The 20,005-nt window shown below is 66.5% G+C and carries 14 protein-coding genes; 4 read left to right on the forward strand and 10 right to left on the reverse strand.

What is annotated here, in order from left to right; translation table 11 throughout:
- The first annotated feature begins 91 nt into the window (after window positions 1–91).
- Window positions 92–934, forward strand: a complete 843-nt coding sequence (locus tag SD37_RS39510; RefSeq protein ID WP_201788863.1) for a GIY-YIG nuclease family protein — start codon at window positions 92–94, stop codon at window positions 932–934.
- A gap of 86 nt (window positions 935–1,020) precedes the next feature.
- Window positions 1,021–1,449, forward strand: a complete 429-nt coding sequence (locus SD37_RS39515; RefSeq protein ID WP_201788864.1) for a hypothetical protein — start codon at window positions 1,021–1,023, stop codon at window positions 1,447–1,449.
- Between the two features lie 277 nt (window positions 1,450–1,726).
- Here the strand turns inward: SD37_RS39515 and SD37_RS39520 are convergent, their stop codons facing one another.
- The 5 genes from SD37_RS39520 to SD37_RS39540 all read right to left on the reverse strand — a co-directional run bounded on the left by SD37_RS39520 (window position 1,727) and on the right by SD37_RS39540 (window position 6,631).
- Window positions 1,727–3,106 (reverse strand): hypothetical protein, encoded by a 1,380-nt coding sequence (locus SD37_RS39520; protein ID WP_145926838.1) that lies wholly within the window; start codon window positions 3,104–3,106, stop codon window positions 1,727–1,729.
- 398 nt (window positions 3,107–3,504) lie between these two features.
- Complete coding sequence (locus tag SD37_RS39525; protein WP_044855188.1) at window positions 3,505–4,596, reverse strand: XRE family transcriptional regulator; 1,092 nt, start codon at window positions 4,594–4,596, stop codon at window positions 3,505–3,507.
- A gap of 15 nt (window positions 4,597–4,611) precedes the next feature.
- On the reverse strand, window positions 4,612–5,103 hold the full coding sequence (locus tag SD37_RS39530) for a hypothetical protein (protein ID WP_145926839.1): 492 nt from the start codon (window positions 5,101–5,103) through the stop codon (window positions 4,612–4,614).
- Window positions 5,104–5,530: 427 nt separating this feature from the next.
- Entirely contained in the window at window positions 5,531–6,163 is a 633-nt protein-coding gene (locus SD37_RS39535; RefSeq protein ID WP_044855190.1) for a hypothetical protein, read from the reverse strand.
- A gap of 273 nt (window positions 6,164–6,436) precedes the next feature.
- Window positions 6,437–6,631, reverse strand: coding sequence for a hypothetical protein (locus SD37_RS39540; RefSeq protein WP_044855191.1), 195 nt, complete (start codon window positions 6,629–6,631; stop codon window positions 6,437–6,439).
- A 238-nt stretch (window positions 6,632–6,869) separates the two neighbouring features.
- Here SD37_RS39540 and SD37_RS39545 point away from each other — a divergent pair, with 238 nt between their 5' ends.
- Window positions 6,870–7,988 carry a hypothetical protein gene (locus tag SD37_RS39545; protein WP_145926840.1) on the forward strand — a complete coding sequence of 373 codons (1,119 nt, stop codon included), beginning with the start codon at window positions 6,870–6,872 and terminating at the stop codon, window positions 7,986–7,988.
- Window positions 7,989–8,148: 160 nt separating this feature from the next.
- On the opposite strand, the gene SD37_RS39550 is transcribed toward SD37_RS39545, so the two are convergent.
- The 4 genes from SD37_RS39550 to fxsT form a co-directional block, all read right to left on the reverse strand.
- On the reverse strand, window positions 8,149–8,352 hold the full coding sequence (locus SD37_RS39550) for a cold-shock protein (RefSeq protein ID WP_044855193.1): 204 nt from the start codon (window positions 8,350–8,352) through the stop codon (window positions 8,149–8,151).
- A gap of 114 nt (window positions 8,353–8,466) precedes the next feature.
- The gene (locus tag SD37_RS39555) at window positions 8,467–9,084 is read right to left on the reverse strand and encodes a hypothetical protein (RefSeq protein WP_052675105.1); all 618 of its coding nucleotides are present in this window, start codon (window positions 9,082–9,084) and stop codon (window positions 8,467–8,469) included.
- The gene (locus SD37_RS39560) at window positions 9,081–12,404 is read right to left on the reverse strand and encodes an error-prone DNA polymerase (protein ID WP_044855194.1); all 3,324 of its coding nucleotides are present in this window, start codon (window positions 12,402–12,404) and stop codon (window positions 9,081–9,083) included. The genes SD37_RS39555 and SD37_RS39560 overlap by 4 nt, the downstream gene beginning before the upstream one ends.
- Before the next feature lie 489 nt (window positions 12,405–12,893).
- A complete protein-coding gene (gene fxsT / locus SD37_RS39565; protein ID WP_201788865.1) occupies window positions 12,894–16,175 on the reverse strand; it encodes an FxSxx-COOH system tetratricopeptide repeat protein in 3,282 nt (1,093 codons plus the stop codon).
- 323 nt (window positions 16,176–16,498) lie between these two features.
- Here fxsT and SD37_RS39570 point away from each other — a divergent pair, with 323 nt between their 5' ends.
- The gene (locus SD37_RS39570; protein ID WP_044855195.1) at window positions 16,499–17,605 is read left to right on the forward strand and encodes a ThiF family adenylyltransferase; all 1,107 of its coding nucleotides are present in this window, start codon (window positions 16,499–16,501) and stop codon (window positions 17,603–17,605) included.
- On the opposite strand, the gene SD37_RS39575 is transcribed toward SD37_RS39570, so the two are convergent.
- Window positions 17,602–19,668, reverse strand: coding sequence for an ATP-binding protein (locus SD37_RS39575; RefSeq protein ID WP_052675106.1), 2,067 nt, complete (start codon window positions 19,666–19,668; stop codon window positions 17,602–17,604). The genes SD37_RS39570 and SD37_RS39575 overlap by 4 nt on opposite strands.
- Between the last annotated feature and the right edge of the window lie 337 nt (window positions 19,669–20,005).

Raw genomic sequence — 20,005 nt, forward strand, 5'->3', positions numbered from 1 at the left:
CGTGGTCCCCGGCTCGGGCGCGACGCAGTCCTGCCCGAGCCGCGATTAGGGCGAAGCGCCTGTCGAAGGGTGTGCGTCGTAGGTTGACGCCGTGACATCAGCGACTCTCACCGGAGATCTCTGCCTCGGACACATCGTCGCGGCGACCGGGCTCGAGCTGGGCGACATCGTGCTCCTTCGGCACACCTACACCGATGACGGGCTTCAGTCGCCGACGGATCTGACCACGGCTCCCTTGCTGACCTACACCCGCAAACAGGGCATCAACAACAAGCTCGGCCGAACCCCACCACCGGTTTGGCTGATCTTCATGGCCGACGGCGGCCGGCGCTCTCGGTTCCTCACCGCCTACGAGAACTACGGCGAACTCCCCACCGAGCGCACCGAAACCCACCGCTTCTTCGACCTGCGGCCCTCCGACGTCCTGGCGTCCCTGCGCGAGAGGCTAGTCGTGGAATGGTCGAAAGACACCGTCAACTGGGCCAAGACCGGGGCACTCGGTTCTCGCTTGCCAGTGGTCGAGATAGCCGATCCAGCCAGGGTGGATTTCCCCGGCTACGACCACGTCCTCATCACTTATGCCGAGCTGCAGGCCGTGGTCGAGGAATCGCGATACCGGGACTGGCACACCGCGCTCGGCGCCGTGCAAGGTATCTATCTCATCGCCGACACCAGCACCGGGCAGCTGTATGTGGGGAAGGCAGACGGCGGCGAGCGGATCCTCGGCCGCTGGACCGCCTATGCGAAGAACGGCCACGGTGGCAACGTCGCACTGCGGGACCTGACAGGCCCGGATCCCACGCACGCACGCCACTTCCAGTTCAGCATCCTGCGGGTCTTCGGGCCCAGCACCCCCACAGCAGAAGTCGACGCAGCCGAAGCTCACTTCAAAGCAGCGCTCCTCACCCGGAAGCACGGCCTGAACCGCAACTAACCACGCCCGAGGTGACTCAGGAAATCGCGAGACACCAGCTCACCCAGGATCGCGTCGATCATGTCGGGACGCCGTCACCTGGCACGATGACCACGATGAGGCGTGACAACAGCGACGAAGCTTACGTGCTGGACCTGTGCGACGAGATCCTGGGCGAGCGCGGTCAGCGCCAAGCCCGGTTCGACTGGCTGCGCGGGGATCCCGGCAGAAACGGGCGCACGGTCCGGCTGCCCGTCGACAGCTACTGGCCCGATCATCAGCTCGTGGTCGAATACCGGGAGATCCAGCACGACCAGCCCGTCCCGCATTTCGACAAACCCGACCGGCTCACCGTCAGCGGTGTCCACCGCGGTCGACAGCGCGCCTTGTACGACCAGCGTCGCGACGAGCTGATCCCCGCTCACGGGCTGCGCCTCGTGGTGATCAAGCCATCCGACCTGGCCGCCGACCGGCGGGGCCGGCTACGACGCGACCGCGACAACGACCAGCTGGCGCTGCACACCAAACTCATCTGAACGCCAGTTACGGCCGGCCGCATGCAGAACGCGACGCCACCGAGCGAGGCTGACCTCCGTCGCGTTCCTCGACCTCACCCAACACACTCAGCACCGTCGCGCCTCCGCAACGAGCCGTGACTGCCGACCGCGCCATCGTCACTCCGGGCCTGCACGCTGGCCCTCACGTGCACGCGACACCGGTGGCATGAGCTGCGCGCGGAGGTCCTGCCGTCTTCCGACTGCAAGACCTCCGCCAGCGGCTAACACCTCACGCCACGGCCGTCAGGAGCCTTCCTCAGCCGCCCAGCTTTGCCTGTTCAGCGCCGTGTCCAGTCGCGTCGTTGTAGATACGTGCAGCGAGTCTCCTGTCGTCCTGCCGTATCGCCAAAATCGACCGCCGAGACTCGTAAAACCGATAGCGCTTCGATCGACGAACCCTGTTCGGTCGCTTCGCCAGTTTGATCTCATCGTCGGTTAGCGGGACGGCAGCCATCTCACGGAGCACGTCGCGCACGCCGTCGATCACGTCCACGGCTGTTCGCGTCGACTTCTTCCAGCTCACCGTCGGCATGTCATGACCAGCCGAGGCGTCGGGATCACCGATGAAGGCCCGGTAGAGGCCGACGAGGTTGTCCGCATCTCGGGGAGTCAGATCGCCGTCCGCGAACACCTGGCCACCGGCACGCAGCAACTTACGGAAGGCGCCCATAGGGTCCGCCTCGGGCGCCTCGATTAGCCGTTTGCCCACGCACGCGAGATTCTGCGAGTCACTGACCCAACTCGGCAGGTCGTCGACGGTAGTGCTTAGCAGCGCAGCACCGGCGATATAGGGCAGGACCCGCTCGAGGACCAACTCGCCACCGAAGGTTTCCATCCGGAACGGGTAACCCTGCAGTTCTCGATCCCACATCATGGCAACCAGCACAGTGTCGGGATCGTCCACGATCTCGCGCGCCTTCAACACCGCCCGTACGCGCGTGTCCTCAGCACGTTGCTGCTCCGCACGCCGGTCGGCGTCCGTTCGATGTTTTTCGCAATAGCGCTTGCCGTCGTCGGCGGTACGGAAAACGAACGTGGAAGTGGTCCCGCAATCCGCACAGGTCCGCTCACGTTGCCACCGCCGCTCCTCGGCAGGCGTGCGCGCTTGTTTCGGTTCGGCGTCGGCGATCGCATAGAGCAGCTTGTCGGGTTGCCTGTACACCTTCTTCGTCGCGATAGGCGGCTGCCCTAGGCAGGGCTTCAGCAACATCCGATGCAACTCCGGACCTGTGGCGAGAACACCACCCGGTACCTGATCGGGCTGATACCGCGGCCGACCGTCCGGGCACCGTCCGTCGTGACGCGCCGCCGCAGCGGCGACCTCAGCAAGCGAGGGCTGCAGATTCCAGGTTTCATCATCAGCGATTTCGATGACGCCACCTGCTGGCGTTCCCTCAAACGAAGACAGCAACGCCACGCGCCAGCGAAAACCGCTAGTGCCGCTCTGGACGCTGGAAATCACGACGCCATCTACGGAGCCGTTTTCCGACACGTCTGAGCGTGTCAGAGTCAGCCGGACGCCGCATAGAACGTTCGGATTCGTCAGCTTCGCCACCGCATGGTGCTCTTCAGACGCGCTGGCCTGGGTGGGGAGCTTCCTCAAGGTTTTAGTGTAGGACTCGCCCGTCTGCTTCATCTGGGCTCGGATATAACGCCTACGTGACCGCGTGGTCATGGTTGCATTCTCCCGGCAGGCGCCCACTCCCCTGCGATTCGGGTTCGAATGTCATGTGAGGCGCGAGGCTGACCATAGCCTCTTGTCCTCGGTCGTGCGGGTGTTGAGTGGGCAACACTGAAGCACTCGGAGAGTGGCCCCGCCTAGCGGCCGGACACGATCTTACTCACATCCTCGATCGACCTCGCCAACCGCTACGGCTACGGCTACGGCTACCAGTCCACTGCGGGCACGAAGACGTGCGGACGAGCTGGGCGGAGAACCCGGGAGCTCGTTCTCGGCCTCTAGCCGCCGCGAGTCCCGGACCTGGTTGTCCTGGACCGCCTCCGCAGAGCACGACGCCGCATGGCCGAGCGTACTTAGCGCACGATCTTCAACTTCGACGATCGCGAAGTTGTAGCGTCCGCTGCTTTGTGCTGTGGTAGCCCAAATTTAGCTCCGAAGCGCTGAGGTGTCATGCGTGCAGACTCAGCTAGGTCGTCGAGGGTGTACTCGTGGGTCGTCCGATGGACGTCGATGATCCGTGTCAGGAGTGTGGGTTGTTCTGGCGGCAGTTGGTGGTCCACGGTTTGATGCATCAAACCGTGACTGTTGAGAAGTTGATAGAAGGACCGTTGTTGGCGTTCGGAGATACAGCCGAGGTCGGCTGCGCGATGCACGAAGAAAGGCACGCTAACCTTCCAGTGCATCCGTAGGTCGATGAGCTTGCCCAGGTCGCGTGTGGTGATGCCGGCGAGGTGCGGGTAGATCTCGTCGGCTGGCGCGAGAAGTTCGGCGGCGAACTCATTTGCCTCTTCTTCGGCATCGGCTCCGCTGTAGCGCTCGTGAAGTATCAAGTGGCCAAGCTCATGGGCACGAGTCAGCCGGTCACGATCTACGGGCATGCCTTTGTTGTAGGCGGTGACATGCCAGCCTTCCTCGCAGCGACGGGTGACGGCGTCGATCTTGCTTGGCGCACTGCACGGGATCAGGAAGATCCCAGCTGCTTCAAGGTAGGCGGTGAGATCAGGAATCGGCCCTGTGGGGATACGCCATAGCCGTCGAATCAGACGCGCTGCTTCGGCAGGACTGTCGATATCGTCAATGTCGAGTGTCGGCAACGGCAGGGACGGCTCATAGTCAATGCCGCTCAGCAGGCCTCGGACCGTGAGATAGCTGAGGTGAAGTTTGGCTTCCATACGACGCCGCTCAGTAACTGGCAGCGTTTTGCGTCGACGGAAGTGCAGGTCTTGAGCTTCGCCACCGCGCACTGGGGCCTGCTCCTCTAGCAGCGTGACAGGGCAGTCCAACGCGTTCGCAATGAGACGAACCACCTCGTCGCTGGGGTCTCGTACACCAGCTTCGATCATCGAGATGAAACCCTGGCGGACCCCTACCGCTTCTGCGAGGTGCGTCTGCGTCATGCGCCGTAGTTCCCGCACGAGCGAGATCATCTGCGGGTTGGCCGACACACTCTCACCTCTTCACTAGTCGGACGACGCAAGCGTGGGCCGTGTGCCTGCCTGCGGGATTGCCGAGGCGATCTTCGCTGGCGGCACGACAGTGGTGGTGAGCGGGGTCGGAGTCTTAGTAACAGACCACGGCACGGGAACGACGATGTCCCACTTGTGCTCGCCGTTCATCTCGCAGAGCACCTGGATGCTCTCGACGGCGGTCTCCGTGGAGTCGAGCACGTATCCACACCGAGCCCACGTTCCACTGGGCATTCCCGGCAGGGTGAACAACGCGGCATCCTCTTGGCCCCAGATACGTAGCTGGCGCTCATTTCGGGGTGCCGGGACGATCCCGGGCTCGACCTTGCCCAGCCTCAGCTTCAAGTCCCCGCTTGCGAACACGAGGACCGGCCGTCCGTACTCGAAGACGACCTCGCAGCCGCCGACACGCTCGAATCGGCGCGTGATCTGGTCTTTGATGAAGTCGCTGACCGCGATCGCCCGCGCCCCACGCCCGAGCTGCATCCGCACTCCAGGAGCGGCCGCTCCGAGCTGGTTCCAGGTCGCCCAAGCCTCTGAGATCACAATCGCAAGGAGCTTGAGGTACGGGCGAAGGACGCGGCGGGCCACGCGCCGAGCCAGGATCCCATCCTGTGTACGTCGCGCATGCGCCACGCTCACCACCACCTGTCGCTATAGCCTGGCAAATATCACCAGGAAGATAACAGAATGTCGACTCCGTTGGCCGTCGACACTCCGATGCGCCACGCAGCCGCACGGGATTGCCGATCACTTTCACTGCTCCGACCGGAGAGGACGGCCCGCGGGCTACAACAAGGCACACCTTGAGGATGGCGAGCCGAGCGGCGTTCGCCGCTCCGGCCCTGCCGCGGCGGCAAGACTTTGAGGACGTGCGGGGAGCCCGTCCGCGAGGACGGGCTCCCCGGGCAAATTACGCGGCGTTCCAATAGCTTCGATAGGCCGCCGCCTGCGCCTGGAGGTAGCTATCGAGTGCGTCACGGTTGGTGTTGCCGTGCAGCTTGCAGGCCGTCCCTCCGTCGCGGCGCAGGTCCCAGACCAGCGGCACGGCTCCGGGCAGTGCGAGGTCGACGGCCAACTCCATCATGCGAAGCACGGCGTCGCTCCCGTCCTGACTGAGCGGGTGCTGCTTCGCGTGCGGCATAACGTAGAACAGCTTTCCGTTCTTCAGCCGCACACCGAGGGCGTTGCGAAGTGCGACCGTCAGGTCCGCGTCCTCCCAGGTCGCAGGGTTCACACGAACACCGGTGGCTCCTGCGGGGAGCAGCTTCAGGAAGCCGGCCGCAGCGTCGCGGAAGGCATCCCCCTTCGCTGTGTTCTGCGCGGCCGCCCGTTCGACTACCCGCTCGAGGTGCGCCTGCGGATCCGGGGCGTTGAGGGCTCCGCGTAGGGCTCGATAGAACGGGCCGTAGTACGACCACGCTGGCGCGCCGCCAGCGTAGAGCTTCTTCTGCTCTGCCACGACGTTGCTTGCCTGGCGCGCGGTGGCGCCAATGAATCCGGCAAACTGGATGCCGCCGATCTCGATCATCTTGTCTTCTGACATGCGTAAATCTCCTAATCAGTAACCTAGGAGCACTCCACGCACGACGTTCGTGCTCTCAGTCACAACCGGGTGAACCCGGTTGACCAACCACCCTGGGGGCGGTTACCTTACTAGTGACGAGCTAGTGAGACTGATAGAGTGCCTACATCTGTATACACAGGTGCGTGCTAAGTATAGCATTTGCGTCCCGTGCGGTGCAACCGCCGGGGCGCTTTTGTGTCTGGCGACGCTGACATGTCACCCGTTTGGCCTAGCGTGTGTCCTACGGCGGTTTCACCACAGCAGGACGTCATGTAATCGTGTTGCGGCCGCGACTGCGCCAGTCAGCGCAGTGGCGCCCAATGCGATGCGAAGCACCTGAAGGGCGTCGCGTCGTCGCAACGGGTCCGCCTGGAACAGCGCGACACCGGAGGCGGCGGCAGTGACCGACAGCAGCGTGCCGCCGGCAGCGATGGCCAGAACAGTCATGATCGAGAAGTCCTTGATCTTCGGCTTGAGCTCCGGCAGGCTCCTTGCGAGCCGGAGACCTCTACTTTGACCTGGAAAAACGCGGTTGTCACCTCAGGCTAATTGACGGATAGACTGCTCCAAAGAGTGTTAACCTTGGCAGCTCTGTGGAGCGGTCTATCCGTACCCGTCTATCCGCGCAAATTCGTCACGATGATCATGTGTGGCGCGTTGTCGATCATGATTCGAGGTGGCCGTGGTGACAAGCACGCCGAGGACAGTTCCGGACCGAATCGAGAAGCGCATCACGCGGCTGGAGAGCCTGCTAGACCTGCCTCCCCGGGGTGGCGCCAGCGCTCTGCAGGTCGGCATTGAAGCCCGGCAGGCATTACTGGCCGCGCGCACGTCGGACGACGCTCTCCGCGAGATCCGGCTACGTACGAAGTTTCTCGCCAAGCCCTCTGAGGTGGCTGGCCCAACGCGAATCCAGCACGTCAGCACCTCAAAAGGAGCAGCCCTCAAAGTTTTGCTGCTGGCTCTGTTCGAGCTGCAGGCCCGATCGCCACGCCCCTCCGGTGCATCCCTTATTCCCCGGACTCAGCTGGCACTGGAAAGAGAGACGCCCGACGCTGGCATGCCCAGCGGTGAACGGCCGAGCTGGATCAACCTCGCCGCTTTGCCCACGGCAGATGCGACGCGACGGTCAACTCATGCCAGCTCTCGGAGGCGCAACCGACTTCGACAACTGCACTCAGCACTCGAGCGGCTCGACCAGCTCGGGCGCATCGAGTTGAAGAAGGCACCGGGCGAGCACCATCGGTACGAGGCGTTCTGGGTCCTGGACGAAGGACGTGCCAACGACAGCTCACTTGGATTGACCCGGTACACGGTCCCAGAATTCGGGCGCGGCCGGGAACGCCGGGAGATCACGACCATCCCACTGGAGTTCTTCCTCCACGGCTGGATCGACGCCCTCAACGACAACGAGATCATCACCTACCTGATCCTGCGGCTCATGGCGCAAGCCCATCCCCGCGTACACGCCACATCCGGCGTATTCCTCACCAGCGGCTTCCGCCTCAGCATGTTCAACCTCGATCGAGGCTTCGAAGCTCATCGCATGCTGGCCCGATACGGCCTCATCACAACTCGGCCCGACCCACGCCGATCCGCGCGCGGCACCATTCACCAGCAACGCACGGATGGCAAGGGGAACCTGCATCAGTTCCAGCTCAACGACGCCGCGCTAAGCCAAGACGCTCCAGCACGAGTAATTACGTGCTTGCAGCGTTACGCCGACCATCTCACCCTCAACGAGTCCAGGCAGCGCGATCGGGACGAAGCCGAACAGAATCCGCCGCTCCCTGATACACACTGACGGCTCGCACGCTAAGCCCGATCGGGCCGCGCGGGCTGGCTTGCTCTGCTGGTCTCCGACAATGGATCACTGAGGCTGTCAGCACGCTCCCCGTTCAGAACAGCGCTCGCAGCGCGGAGGTCCTTACCCGGATCGGGAAGGACCTCCGCTTATCGAGACGTCAGACCGCAGTGACGCGCTGGGCCTGCGGACCCTTCTGGCCCTGGCCGATCTCAAACTCCACCCGCTGCCCCTCATCCAGGGACTTGAAGCCGTTCCCCTGGATCTCCGAGTAGTGCACGAACACGTCCGGCCCGCCACCGTCCTGCTCGATGAAGCCGAAGCCCTTCTCGCTGTTGAACCACTTCACACTGCCCTGAGCCATACTCTTCTACCTGCTCTTCATCGTGCGCCAGAGCCCTGACGATGCCCTGATCTGTAGAGCAATTGTCGCAGGTATCAAGCCATCTGCGCACCCGTCGACCCGAGGCTGGCGCGATCACCACCACTTGGCCCATCGTGCGTCGGCGGGCACCACCTTCGCTTCCAGCTGATGCGTGCACGGGTGTGGTGCCGCTGGCCCGGGTGCGCCGGTCCGGGCCCAGAACGCGATCGAGGTGGGGTCGCGATCGATCGGCAGGGTCGTCCACTGGTACCGCGGACCGCGGGCGGCTGCCGCGGCGACGAGAACGGAGCCCGCTCCCCGCCGGCGGTGTTTCTCCTCGATGTCGACGTGGACGAGGATCGCGCGCCGGTCGATCGAACAGAGGGAAAGCTGGACTTCACCGAAGGTCGTGTGTCCCAGCCGCAGCTGGATGGATCCGATCCCGGCCGGCGTTAGCGGACGGAGCAGGACGAGGCGGAGCCCGTATTCGTCGACCTGGTCCTCGGTGACGTGCCGCGCGGGTCTGGGGTCGATGCGCGCCCATAGTCCGCCGCGGCTGGGGAGGGCGTGGCAGGCCTCGCACAGCCATTCGGATGCGCGGTAGTCCTGTGACCAGCTCTGCCTGACGCCTCCGACCGCGAGGTTGTGTCCCCACGGGCAGTGGGTCGGTGTCCCGGCGCCGGGGCGGATGGGAATTTCGAGGGTGCGCCAGCCGTGGTCGGCGCCGGTCATCGGAAGTCCCGCGACGGTCCGGTCGTCATGGACAGGTCGAGACGTTCGAGTTTGTCGGCGACGAGAGTGACAACACCATCGGCGGCCTGGACCTGGCCACGGATCAGCAGCGCGGCGCTGGCCCGCGCGACGACTTTGTGCCGCGCCCACAAACCTGGGGAGACGAGGATGTTGGCCATGCCGGTTTCGTCTTCGAGGTTGAAGAAGGTGATGCCGCCGGCGGTGGCTGGGCGTTGCCGGTGGGTGACCGCTCCCCCGATCCACACCCGCGCACCGTCCTCGGCTTGGAGGAGTTCTGCGACGGTGATCGCGCCTCGCTGGGTGAGCAAGTCCCGCAGGTATTCGACGGGGTGGGAGCCGGGTGAGATGCCGGTGGCCCACAGGTCCGCGGCGGTGACCTCGAACCGCGTCATCCCCGGCAGAGCGGGGGCGTCGAGGCCGGGAGCGAGCCCGAGGAGGTGTTCCAGGCGGGTGGTCGCCGCGGCGCCCGCGGCCCACAGGGCTTGGCGCCGATCGGGTCCGAGGTTGGTGAAGGCACCCGCAGTGGCGAGGGCCTCGATGGCGGGCTTCTTCAGCCGGACGCGTTCGGTCAGCTCACCGATACTTGCGAAAGGCCCGTTACGTCGGCGTTCAGCGACGATCTCCTCGGCGGGGGTGTCGCCGACGTGTGTGATCGCGGCGAGCCCGAGGCGGATGGCGTGGCCGCCGGTGCTGGCGGGCTCGGGTTCGAGCGTGGCGTGCGACAGGCTGGCGTTGATGTCCGGCTCGCGCACGATGACGCCGTGGCGGCGGGCATCGGCAACCAGCGATTGCGGGGAATAGAACCCCATTGGCTGCGCGCGCAGCAACCCAGCGCAGAACGCGGCCGGGTAATACAACTTCAGGTGCGCGGACGCGTAGACAAGCAGAGCGAAACTCATAGAGTGGGCCTCAGGGAAGCCATAGCCCGAGAACGCGGCGATCTGCTCGAACACCGACACGGCCGTGTCGCGATCGACGCCGTTCGCCGCGGCACCCTCGAAGAACCGTTTCGCCAGCTTCCGCATTTTCGCGCTGGAGCGTTTCGCGCCCATCGCGCGGCGGAGCAGGTCGGCTTCGGCTGGGGTGAAAGACGCGACGTCGACGGCCATCTGCATGACCTGCTCCTGAAACAACGGCACGCCGAGTGTCCTATCGAGACTCCGAGCGAGCAAGGGGTGCTTGTGTTTCCAGGTTTCCTCGCCGCGGCGGCGGGCGATGTAGGGGTGGACGGAGCCGCCCTGGATCGGGCCGGGCCGGATCAACGCGACTTCGACGACGAGGTCGTAGAACTTCCTCGGCCGCAGCCGCGGCAGCGTCGCCAGCTGCGCGCGGGACTCGACCTGGAACACGCCGATCGCGTCCGCGGCGCAGAGCATGTCGTAGACGTTGGGGTCGGCGAGGTCGAGCTTGGAGATGTCGACTGTCTCGCCGTGGTGTTCGGCGATGAGGTCGATCATGTAGTGCAGGGCGGAGAGCATGCCGAGGCCGAGCAGGTCGAACTTCACCAGACCGACGGCGGCGCAGTCGTCCTTGTCCCACTGCAGGACGCTGCGGCCGGGCATGCGGGCCCACTCGACCGGCACCACCTCCGACACCGGCTCCCTCGAGATCACCATCCCACCGGAGTGGATCCCCAGATGGCGGGGGAAGTCTTCGAGGGCGTCGGCGAGTTCGAGGATCTCGGCGGGGATCTCCCCCGCGGCCTCTTCGCTGGTCTTTTTGACACCGGCCCAGCGGTTGACGATCTTGCCGTAGGCGTCCTGTTGCCCCTGGCTGTAGCCGAGAGCTTTGGCTGCGTCCCGGATCGCCGACGGCGCCCGGTAGGTGATCACGTTCGCCACCTGCGCCGCATGAAAACGGCCGTGTTTGTCGTAGACGTACTGGATCGCCTCTTCCCGGCGGTCGGACTCGATGTCGATGTCGATGTCCGGCGGCCCGTCCCGCTCCGGTGCCAGGAACCGCTCGAACAGCAGGCCCCACTTCACCGGGTCGGCGTGGCAAATCTCCAACGCGTAGCAAACCGCGGAGTTCGCCGCGGATCCCCGGCCCTGGCACAAGATGTTGGCGTCGCGGCAGAAGCGGACGATGTCCCACACCACCAGGAAATAGCCCGGGAACCCCAGCTTCTCGATGACGTTCAGCTCGTGGTCGATCTGGGCGTAGGCCTTCGGATAGTCCTCGCGGTGCCCGTAGCGTTTCGCCGCCCCCGCCCACGTCAGCTCCCGCAGGAACGACATCTCGTCATGCCCCGCCGGGACCGGAAACGGGGGCAGATCCGGGGCGACCAAGGAGAGGTCGAAGGCGCATTCGACGCCGAGCAGAGCGGCGCGGGTGACCGCGCCGGGATAGCGGGCGAAGATCTCGGCCTGTTCGGCGCCCGAGCGCACGAACGCCATGTGCGCCGCCGGGAGCCAGCCCTCCATGTCGTCCAGCGATCGGCGGGCGCGGACCGCGGCGACGGCGTCGCCGAGCGGGCCCCGTCTGGGGTGGGCGTAGTGGACGTTGTTCGTCGCCACCGTCACCACGCCGACCGCTTCCGCCATCGAGGCCAGGGTGTCGTTGTAGGTGGAGTCCAGGGGCAGGCTGTGATCGATCAGCTCCACCGCCACGTTGTGCCGCCCGAACTTGTCCACCAGGGACACCAGCTCCGACATCGCCGCGACCTCGTCGCCTGCGGCCAGGGCGCGGCGGATCCTGCCCTTGCGGCAGCCGGTCAGCACCAGCACATGCCCCGCCAGATCATCGACCAGCGCGTCCTCGTCGTAAACCGGGCGGCCCTTCTCCCCACCGGCCAGCTGCGCACGCGAGATCACCCGGCACAACCGGCGATACCCCTCCAGGCCGCGGGCCAGCACCAGCAAGTGCGCGCCACCCGGGTCCGCGACGCCGTTCTGCGGCGCGGGCAGATCCAGCGACAACTCCGCACCGAAGCCCACGCGGACACCGAGTTCGCGGGCGGCCTCGTTGAACCGCACCGCCCCGTACATGCCGTCGTGATCAGTCAGGAAGATCGCGTCCAGGCCCTGGCGGGCGGCCTCCTCGACCAGCTCTTCCGGGTGGCTGGCGCCGTCGAGGAAGCTGAAGTCCGAATGCGCGTGCAACTCCGCGTACGGCACCCGCGGCACCGCGCCCCCGTCGTCGTGCCCCTCACGGACCCGCAGATCCACCGGCGGCCCCGCGTAGCCCTCCCGCTTACGCGACCACGCCGGCGAATCGTTCCCATCACCCTCCACACGAGGACGACCGGACGCGACCCGCTGGATCTCACGCCACGGGACAGCAGGATTGTTGAACGCCACACCAGCTCCACACCACACACGCTCTGCCGTGGGGGGAAGCCAGCGACAAACACTCGAACATACGCACGAACTCTGTCGACGATCCTGAACGCCGAACACGTTCCCGTCAAGCTGTGGCGTCAGGCAATAGTTGGCGTCTACAGGCGACAGTTGGCATGGTTCGGCTGCTGGACCACCGTCGAGGTACGAGTCCAGTTATCACCGAGCGGCAGCCAGTCCCGCACTGAATCCGGCACAGGCTCCGTCCGCGCCAGACTGACCCACTCGCAAGCGTGCGACCACACCGAAGCCTGCTCGACCAGCTCTACCGCGACATCCAACCGCACCAGCCCGCTGGTCGTTCAGCCGGTCAGTTGGGACTCGGCGCATGAGCTTCATTCGGCGATTTTCGGCTCGCTGTTCAGCGCGGCGGTGACGGCATGGATAAGCTGCCAAGCATCGGCGAACACGACCTGCTCACTGATGTTGCGCTTCAGACGTCGCTTACTCCTACTCCGAGTTGCCGCTGAGGCGCGCGATACTGTTGCGGGTGACCAGAGTGTCGGGGTGATCGGGCCCAAGCACTCGCAGACGGTCGGTCAGCACCTCCTCGAACGCGGCCAACGCTCGACCAGGATCCCCCGCCTCCCCGCGCCAGTAGGCGATGTTGTGGCGGGTAGCCAGGGTGTCGGGGTGATCGGGCCCAAGCACCCGCAGTCGATCGGCCAGCAGCTCCTCGAACGCCGTAACCGCCCCAGCCGGATCGCCCGCCTCCCCACGCCAGCGGGCGATGTTGGAGCGGATTTTCAGGGTGTGGGGGTGATCGGGCCTCTGCACGCGCAGCTGTTCGGCCAGCAGCTCCTCGAGCGCCGTGACCGCCCCAGCCGGATCGCCCGCCTCCCCACGCCAGTAGGCGATGTTGTGGCGGGTGTTCAGGGTCCTGGGGTGGTCGGGCCCGAGCACCCGCAGTCGATCGGCCAGCAGCTCCTCGAACGCCGTAACCGCCCCAGCCGGATCGCCCGCCTTCCCACGGTAGTAGGCGATGTTGTGGCGGGTGATCAGGGTGTCGGGGTGGTCGGGCCCGAGCACCCGCAGTCGATCGGCCAGCAGCTCCTCGAACGCCGTAACCGCCCCACCCGCATCCCCCGCCTTCCCACGGTAGTAGGCGATGTTGGAGCGGGTGTTCAGGGTGTCGGGGTGGTCGGGCCCGAGCACCCGCAGCTGTTCGGGCAGCAGCTCCTCGAGCGCCGTGACCGCCCCAGCCGCATCCCCCGCCTCCCCACGCCAGTAGGCGATCTCGTGGCGGGTGTTCAGGGTCCTGGGGTGATCGGGCCCCAGCACCCGCAGTCGATCGGCCAGCAGCTCCTCGAACGCCGTAACCGCCCCAGCCGGATCGCCCGCCTTCCCACGGTAGTAGGCGATGTTGTGGCGGGTGATCAGGGTGTCGGGGTGGTCGGGCCCGAGCACCCGCAGTCGATCGGCCAGCAGCTCCTCGAACGCCGTAACCGCCCCACCCGCATCCCCCGCCTTCCCACGGTAGTAGGCGATGTTGGAGCGGGTGTTCAGGGTGTCGGGGTGGTCGGGCCCGAGCACCCGCAGCTGTTCGGGCAGCAGCTCCTCGAGCGCCGTGACCGCCCCAGCCGCATCCCCCGCCTCCCCACGCCAGTAGGCGATCTCGTGGCGGGTGTTCAGGGTCCTGGGGTGATCGGGCCCCAGCACCCGCAGTCGATCGGCCAGCAGCTCCTCGAACGCCGTAACCGCCCCAGCCGCATCCCCCGCCTCCCCACGCCAGTAGGCGATCTCGTGGCGGGTGTTCAGGGTCCTGGGGTGATCGGGCCCCAGCACCCGCAGTCGATCGGCCAGCAGCTCCTCGAACGCCGTAACCGCCCCACCCGCATCCCCCGCCTCCCCACGCCAGCGGGCGATGTTGGAGCGGGTGTTCAGGGTGTCGGGGTGGTCGGGCCCGAGCACCCGCAGCTGTTCGGGCAGCAGCTCCTCGAGCGCCGTGACCGCCCCAGCCGCATCCCCCGCCTCCCCACGCCAGTAGGCGATCTCGTGGCGGGTGATCAGGGTGTCGGGGTGATCGGGCCCTAAGCGTGTGACGGCCTGGTGGTGGAGTCGTTGTGTCGCGACGGTGGCTGATTCGAGCAGGCCGGTGTTTCCGAGGCTGTCGGCGAGGCGGAACAAGACTGAGTGGCCGTCAGGGTGCCAGAGGTGGCTTTCGGCGACGTCCTGCATAGTGACGGTGTTCGCGCGTAGCGCCTGGATCAGTTCCTGATCGGTCTCGACCTCAGGCCACACGGCAAGAAGTGCGTCGGCGGCGGCGCGTGCGAGCTTTCCGACGGTCTTGACGGGAAGGGTGTCACGGACGGCGCGTTGGAGGAGAGCGTGGACGCGGACGGCGCGGTGAGGCTGGTCGGGGTCGAGGGTGAGCAGACTGAACCGCCGCAGGCATTCCAGCCCGCCGAGGATGTCGTCCGCGGTGACGTCGCGCTCGAGCCGGGCAGTGAGGTGGTGTGTGATGGCGTCGGTGGTGAAGACGATGGTGGGGATGCCGGCGGGGTCGAGCAGGGAGGCCAGTTCCATGATCGGGCGGGCGAGGCCTGCAGGGTCGAGTTGGTCGGCGGCGTCGATCGAGAGTGACCAGGTTGCGGCGACGGTGCGTTCGTGCTCGTCGGGCAGGTCACCTTCAGATGGCAGCAGTTCCCGAAGCCGGTTGCGCTGGTCGGCCAGCTTGGCGCGATAGCCGTTGCACGTGAGCAGGGGTTTGTTGGCCAGGTAGGCAGCGGCTTGAGCCAGCGCCAGCGGCAGAAATCCCAGATCATCGGCGAGCGCGGCCAAGTCCGCGGTGGCCGTATCGGTGCGCGCACGGTCGGGAAGCTTCTCGGTGAGGTAGGCGAGCGCTTCAGCCGGGGTGAACAGGTCGACGTCGACGACGCGGCGCCGGTCGCCATGCAACGCGGCCTCGCGGCAGCGGGTGGTCACCACCGTCTGCCCGCTGCTGCTGTGCGGCGGCCACAAGCCGGACAGGTCGGCTGCGGCTTGGACGTCGTCGAGGACCACCAGCCACGAGGTGGTGGTCTCGGCGAACCAGGACAACAAGCGCCGCCATGCCCGTTGCGGATCGGCCGGATCCTGGGCAAGCAGGTCCACCGCGACGTCGGCGTAGGCGGCGGTGATGGCATCGCGGGTGCGGGCGGAAATCCAGACCAGCAGCTCCACTCGGCGGGTATCCCACATGGTGTGGGCGTGGTCGGCGGCCAGCTGTGTCTTGCCCACCCCGCCTAATCCGGTCAGCACGCTCGCCGGCGTGGCGGCAGCGCCGGTGAGCACGGTGGTCCCACCGCTCTCGACGGCCCGGGTCAACGTGGCGGCCACGGCGCGGTGCTGGAATGCGCCGGCTCGCGGTGGCACCGAGCCGAACCGGCGCCGTCGCGGCGGCTCCGGCGTAACTGAGCGCGCCTCGGAGGCCGGCTGCAAGGCGCCTCGTGAGCTCTGCTCGAGTAGGTGGGCCAAAGCTTCATGGCGGTGTCGGCACTGTTGGAGCAGCACGTCCTGCGGCGGCATAGTCAGCTTCTTGCGCTCGCCGATCTTTACGCACGCAATCACGAAGGCGCTGATCCGTTCCCACGGCGGGAGCCGCTTGAACTTCCCATTGAGCAATCGTGAGACGTTCTCCCGTGCCAGCTGCGCCGGGTCCTGTGCTTGCAGTGCGGCCAGCGAAGGGGTACCGGCTAATTTGTGTAGCTGCTTGAGCTGGACGACGAACCGATCCCGTGCGTCCGATCCCACCCGCAGCCACCCCCTCGCGGCCTTTCCCGAGCTGTCCCAGCTCCCAAGTCGGGAACTGTAGCCGGAGCTGGGGACGGGGATCGGGTTGTCCCAGGTACGCCCGCAATGACGTACCCGATCGGCTGAACGGCGCACCCTGGCCATCGGCAGGCCGGCTCCCTCGACTAGCGGGGACATCGGAACGAGCGATCCGATGCGGCGAGCCTGCCTCGGTGATCGGGCAGGAGGAGGGTGACGTGATCGAGTTCGTGGAGATCGAACAGGAGCCGACGTTCAGCGACGTCGACGACAACAACTGAGTGCGCGGAAGGAGGGTGAGCGCCATGCGGCGTCCGCGGATCAAGTTCGAGCACCGACCGGTGCGATATGACAATGGACTGGTACGTATCGGCGGCGGTGCGCCCCGTATCGCGCGCGGATTGCGTGATCCGGACGGGTCGGTCTGGGCGTTGCTGGCGCTGCTTGACGGGTCGCGGACGGTGGGCCAGATCGTAGATGAGCTGGCCCACCGTTTCCCGGCACGTTCGCCCCGCGAGGTGCGGGAAGCGATCGACGAGCTGAACGCCGCCGGTCACCTGGAGGACGCCGCTGAGACGGAACTGAGCGAACTGGAGCGGGAACGCTACAGCCGCAGTCGCGCCTTCTACCGATCGGTGGATCTCACACCGGGTCGTGGCAGCTGGGATGCGCAGTTGCGACTGCGGCAGGCCCGGGTCGTCATCGTCGGTGTCGGAGGCGCCGGCGGCACGGCGGCGCGGTTGCTGACGATGTCGGGAGTGGGGCAGCTGCACTGTGTGGACGCGGACGTGGTGGAGCTGTCCAACCTCGACCGGCAGGGACTGTTCACCGAGCACGACCTCGGCCGGCCCAAGGTGGAGGCCGCGCTGGATCGGCTTCGTCCGCACAACTCCCACGTGGAGCTGACCGGAGCAAGGGAACACATCGACGGTCCGGACCAGCTGCGGGCGCTGGCAGTGACCTGCGACGTGCTGCTGATGTCCGCAGATCAGCCTTCGGCAGGCGAAATCCGCTCGTGGACCAACCAGGCGTGCCACGCCACCGGAACGGCCTGGATACACAGCGGGTACGACGGGCCGAGGGTCAGCGTCGGGGTGTTCCGTCCGGGCTCGGGACCGTGTTACGACTGTGCTCGCGCCGCTGAGCACCACCGGCGCACCGTGGTGTCACCGCGCACCGCGTGGGCGCCCGGAGCGTCGATGAAGCGCGAGCACGCGGCCGACGCGGTATCGGCCGCGATGGCCGGAGTCCTCGCCGCGCACGCGGTGAAGAGCCTGATCACCGGGGCGCCGGAACTGGCGGTCAACCAGGTCTACGGCGTGGACCTGATGATGGCGGGCGGTCACACCACGCTGCGGCTGGAGCAGCCGTGGCCGGACTGTCCGACCTGCCGGAACGACGGCGACGGTTAGGCATCCGGCGGGGCGGTGGCGCGGGCCGTGACCTCCCGCCACCGCTCACGGGTGGCGTCCGCAGGGAGACCGAGGTCGGTGTACAGGGTGGTGGCGCGCTGCAGGTAATCCGCGGCACGGGCGAGGTCGCCGACGTTGTCGAGGCAGGTCGCGGCCAGCTCCAACGCCCGCGCGACCAGTTTGTCGACGCCGGGCGTCGTCCGGTAGCCGGCCAGCGCCCGCTCGGCCAGCTCCAGCGCGGGGGCGTGGCGGCCTTGAGCCAGCTGCGCGGTCGCCGCGCGGTAGAAGCTGTGGGCGTGGCCCACCTGGTCGCCGGCCTGGTACCGCAGAATGCGTTCGCGATCGATGTGAGCCAGCGCCGGCTCGTACTCACCGAGCCTGATGGCGATGGTGGCCAGGTTGCCCTCGATGACTGCCTGGGTCCGCACCAGGCCGTGCGAGCGCGCCAGCGGCAGCGCCTGCTGATAGCAGTCGCGGGCTCGCCGCAATCGCCCCTGCTTGAGGTGGACCCCACCCAAGCCGATGAAGGCGGTGTAGCGCTGGGGATTGCGTGGCGTGTCGAGGCTGGCGAAACCGGCCTCGGCCTCGTCCCACCTCTGCAGCAGGCTCAGCGTTTCACTACGCGACTCCACGAGGAAGAACTCGGCCGCCGCGTCGCCCAGGGCACAGGCCGCAGCGACACCGTGCCGTTCGATCTCCAGCCGCACAGCCCACAGCGGGCGAGGTAGATACGTCAAAAAACGTGACGTGGCCGCCAGAGCCAGCACCGGGGCGTAGAACTCCCATTCGAGCGCAGTCCGCGCGGCGGCGTACAGCATGGGCTGTTCGGCAGTGAGCCATACCAGCGCCTGGGCACGATCTCCGAAGCCCGGTGCAGGGCCGACCCGGTCGATCTCGACATCCAAGGAAGGAAATCCCGGATAGAGCAGTCGGTCGGCCAGCTGCGCGACGTAGGCGTACCAGGTTAGAACCCGCCGGTGCGTGGCGTGCTGTTCGTCGGGAGGGTCGAGGCGGGCGAGGGCGCGCGCGTAGGCATGCAGCAGATCGTGCATCCGATACCGGTGCCGACCCACCGGTTCGACCAGGTGTAACTCGGCCAGCGCTTCCAAACACCGGTACGTCTCACGGCGCCTCAGCCCGCACAAGGCGGCAACCGCGAGCACGGAGAATTCGGTGCCCGGATGGAACCCGAGCCAGCGGAAAACCTGGGCATGTCCGGCGGTGAGGTGGGCGTAAGACCAGCTGAGGACCCGGTGCACCGCTTCCTCCACCCTTCCGCTGGTGCCGTCGTCGGCGAGCTGATCCTCCCTGATCTCGTCGACGACATCGGCGATCTGCCAATGCGGGCGTGCGGCGGCCCAGGTGGCCGCAATCCGGACGGCCAACGGCAGCCCGGCGCAAAGCCGGATCAACTCATCTGTGGCCTCAGGCTCCAGCTCGACGCGCGCTGGATCGAGCACGGCCAGCAGCAAGCACCGCGACTCGGCGGACCCGAACAGGTCGAGGCTGATCCGGTGGGCTGCTTCGGAGACGAACAGGTCGGTGAGACTGTCGCGGCTGGTCAGCACCGCCGCACACCCGGCTGTCGTCGGCAGCAACGGACGCACCTGCTCGGCTGAAGCAGCGTTGTCCAGCACCACCAGAACCCGGCGGCCTGCCAGCAACGATCGGAACAACCCGGCTGCGGCGTCGAGATCGGCGGGGACCTGATCCCGAGGCACGCCAAACGCCGTCACGAAGCCGCCCAGCACGACCACGGGATCCAACGGCGCACTAGGCCCATAGCCCCGCAAGTTCACAAACAGCGTGCCGTCGGGGAACCGATCTTCGACCCGGTGCGCCCAGTAGGTGACCAGGGAGGTCTTGCCTACCCCGCCGGTTCCGTCGAGGACTACGACCGTGCTGTGGGCCGTTGTCTCGTTCGGAAGCACACTATCGAGCGCAGCCACGTGGTGCTCGCGGCCGACGAAGTCCCGCACCGGGGCAGGCAACTGCCGCGGTACCGGCACGTCGACCTGATCGGAGGCGGCCACGATGACCTGCCCGATGCTGCCCGCTTGCACTGCTACTCCGGTCACAGACCCGCAGACACTGTTACTGACGCCGTGCTGACGATCCACTCAACCAGTCTGACCCGGCCGAACTCGCGAAGTCACTCGCGAACCCAGCACCACCCTGACGGAGCAGTTGGCCACAGCAGCCGTTGGCGAACCAAGACGCCGTCTTTGCCGACGACGATGCATGCTCCTGGGCGTTGCGTGCTCGAATGACGCCAACTATCGTCTGCATTTCCTGCCAGCTTGGACCTGCAGAATGGTCGCGCACCTGGTCGATCGGATAGCGGAACGTCACCTATCGCCGGTAGTCACACAAGCCGAGAATGAGCCCAGTTGCATCTAT

The sequence above is a fragment of the Amycolatopsis orientalis genome, from assembly GCF_000943515.2.
In the GTDB taxonomy this organism is placed as follows: domain Bacteria; phylum Actinomycetota; class Actinomycetes; order Mycobacteriales; family Pseudonocardiaceae; genus Amycolatopsis; species Amycolatopsis orientalis.

Excerpts from the sequence above, each read along its gene's own strand:
- SD37_RS39515 (WP_201788864.1), top strand. The coding sequence starts at position 1,021 with ATGACCACGATGAGGCGTGACAACAGCGACGAAGCTTACGTGCTGGAC.
- SD37_RS39520 (WP_145926838.1), bottom strand. The coding sequence starts at position 3,106 with ATGAAGCAGACGGGCGAGTCCTACACTAAAACCTTGAGGAAGCTCCCC.
- SD37_RS39530 (WP_145926839.1), bottom strand. The coding sequence starts at position 5,103 with ATGCAGCTCGGGCGTGGGGCGCGGGCGATCGCGGTCAGCGACTTCATC.
- SD37_RS39535 (WP_044855190.1), bottom strand. The coding sequence starts at position 6,163 with ATGTCAGAAGACAAGATGATCGAGATCGGCGGCATCCAGTTTGCCGGA.
- SD37_RS39540 (WP_044855191.1), bottom strand. The coding sequence starts at position 6,631 with ATGACTGTTCTGGCCATCGCTGCCGGCGGCACGCTGCTGTCGGTCACT.
- SD37_RS39550 (WP_044855193.1), bottom strand. The coding sequence starts at position 8,352 with ATGGCTCAGGGCAGTGTGAAGTGGTTCAACAGCGAGAAGGGCTTCGGC.
- SD37_RS39555 (WP_052675105.1), bottom strand. The coding sequence starts at position 9,084 with ATGACCGGCGCCGACCACGGCTGGCGCACCCTCGAAATTCCCATCCGC.
- SD37_RS39570 (WP_044855195.1), top strand. The coding sequence starts at position 16,499 with ATGCGGCGTCCGCGGATCAAGTTCGAGCACCGACCGGTGCGATATGAC.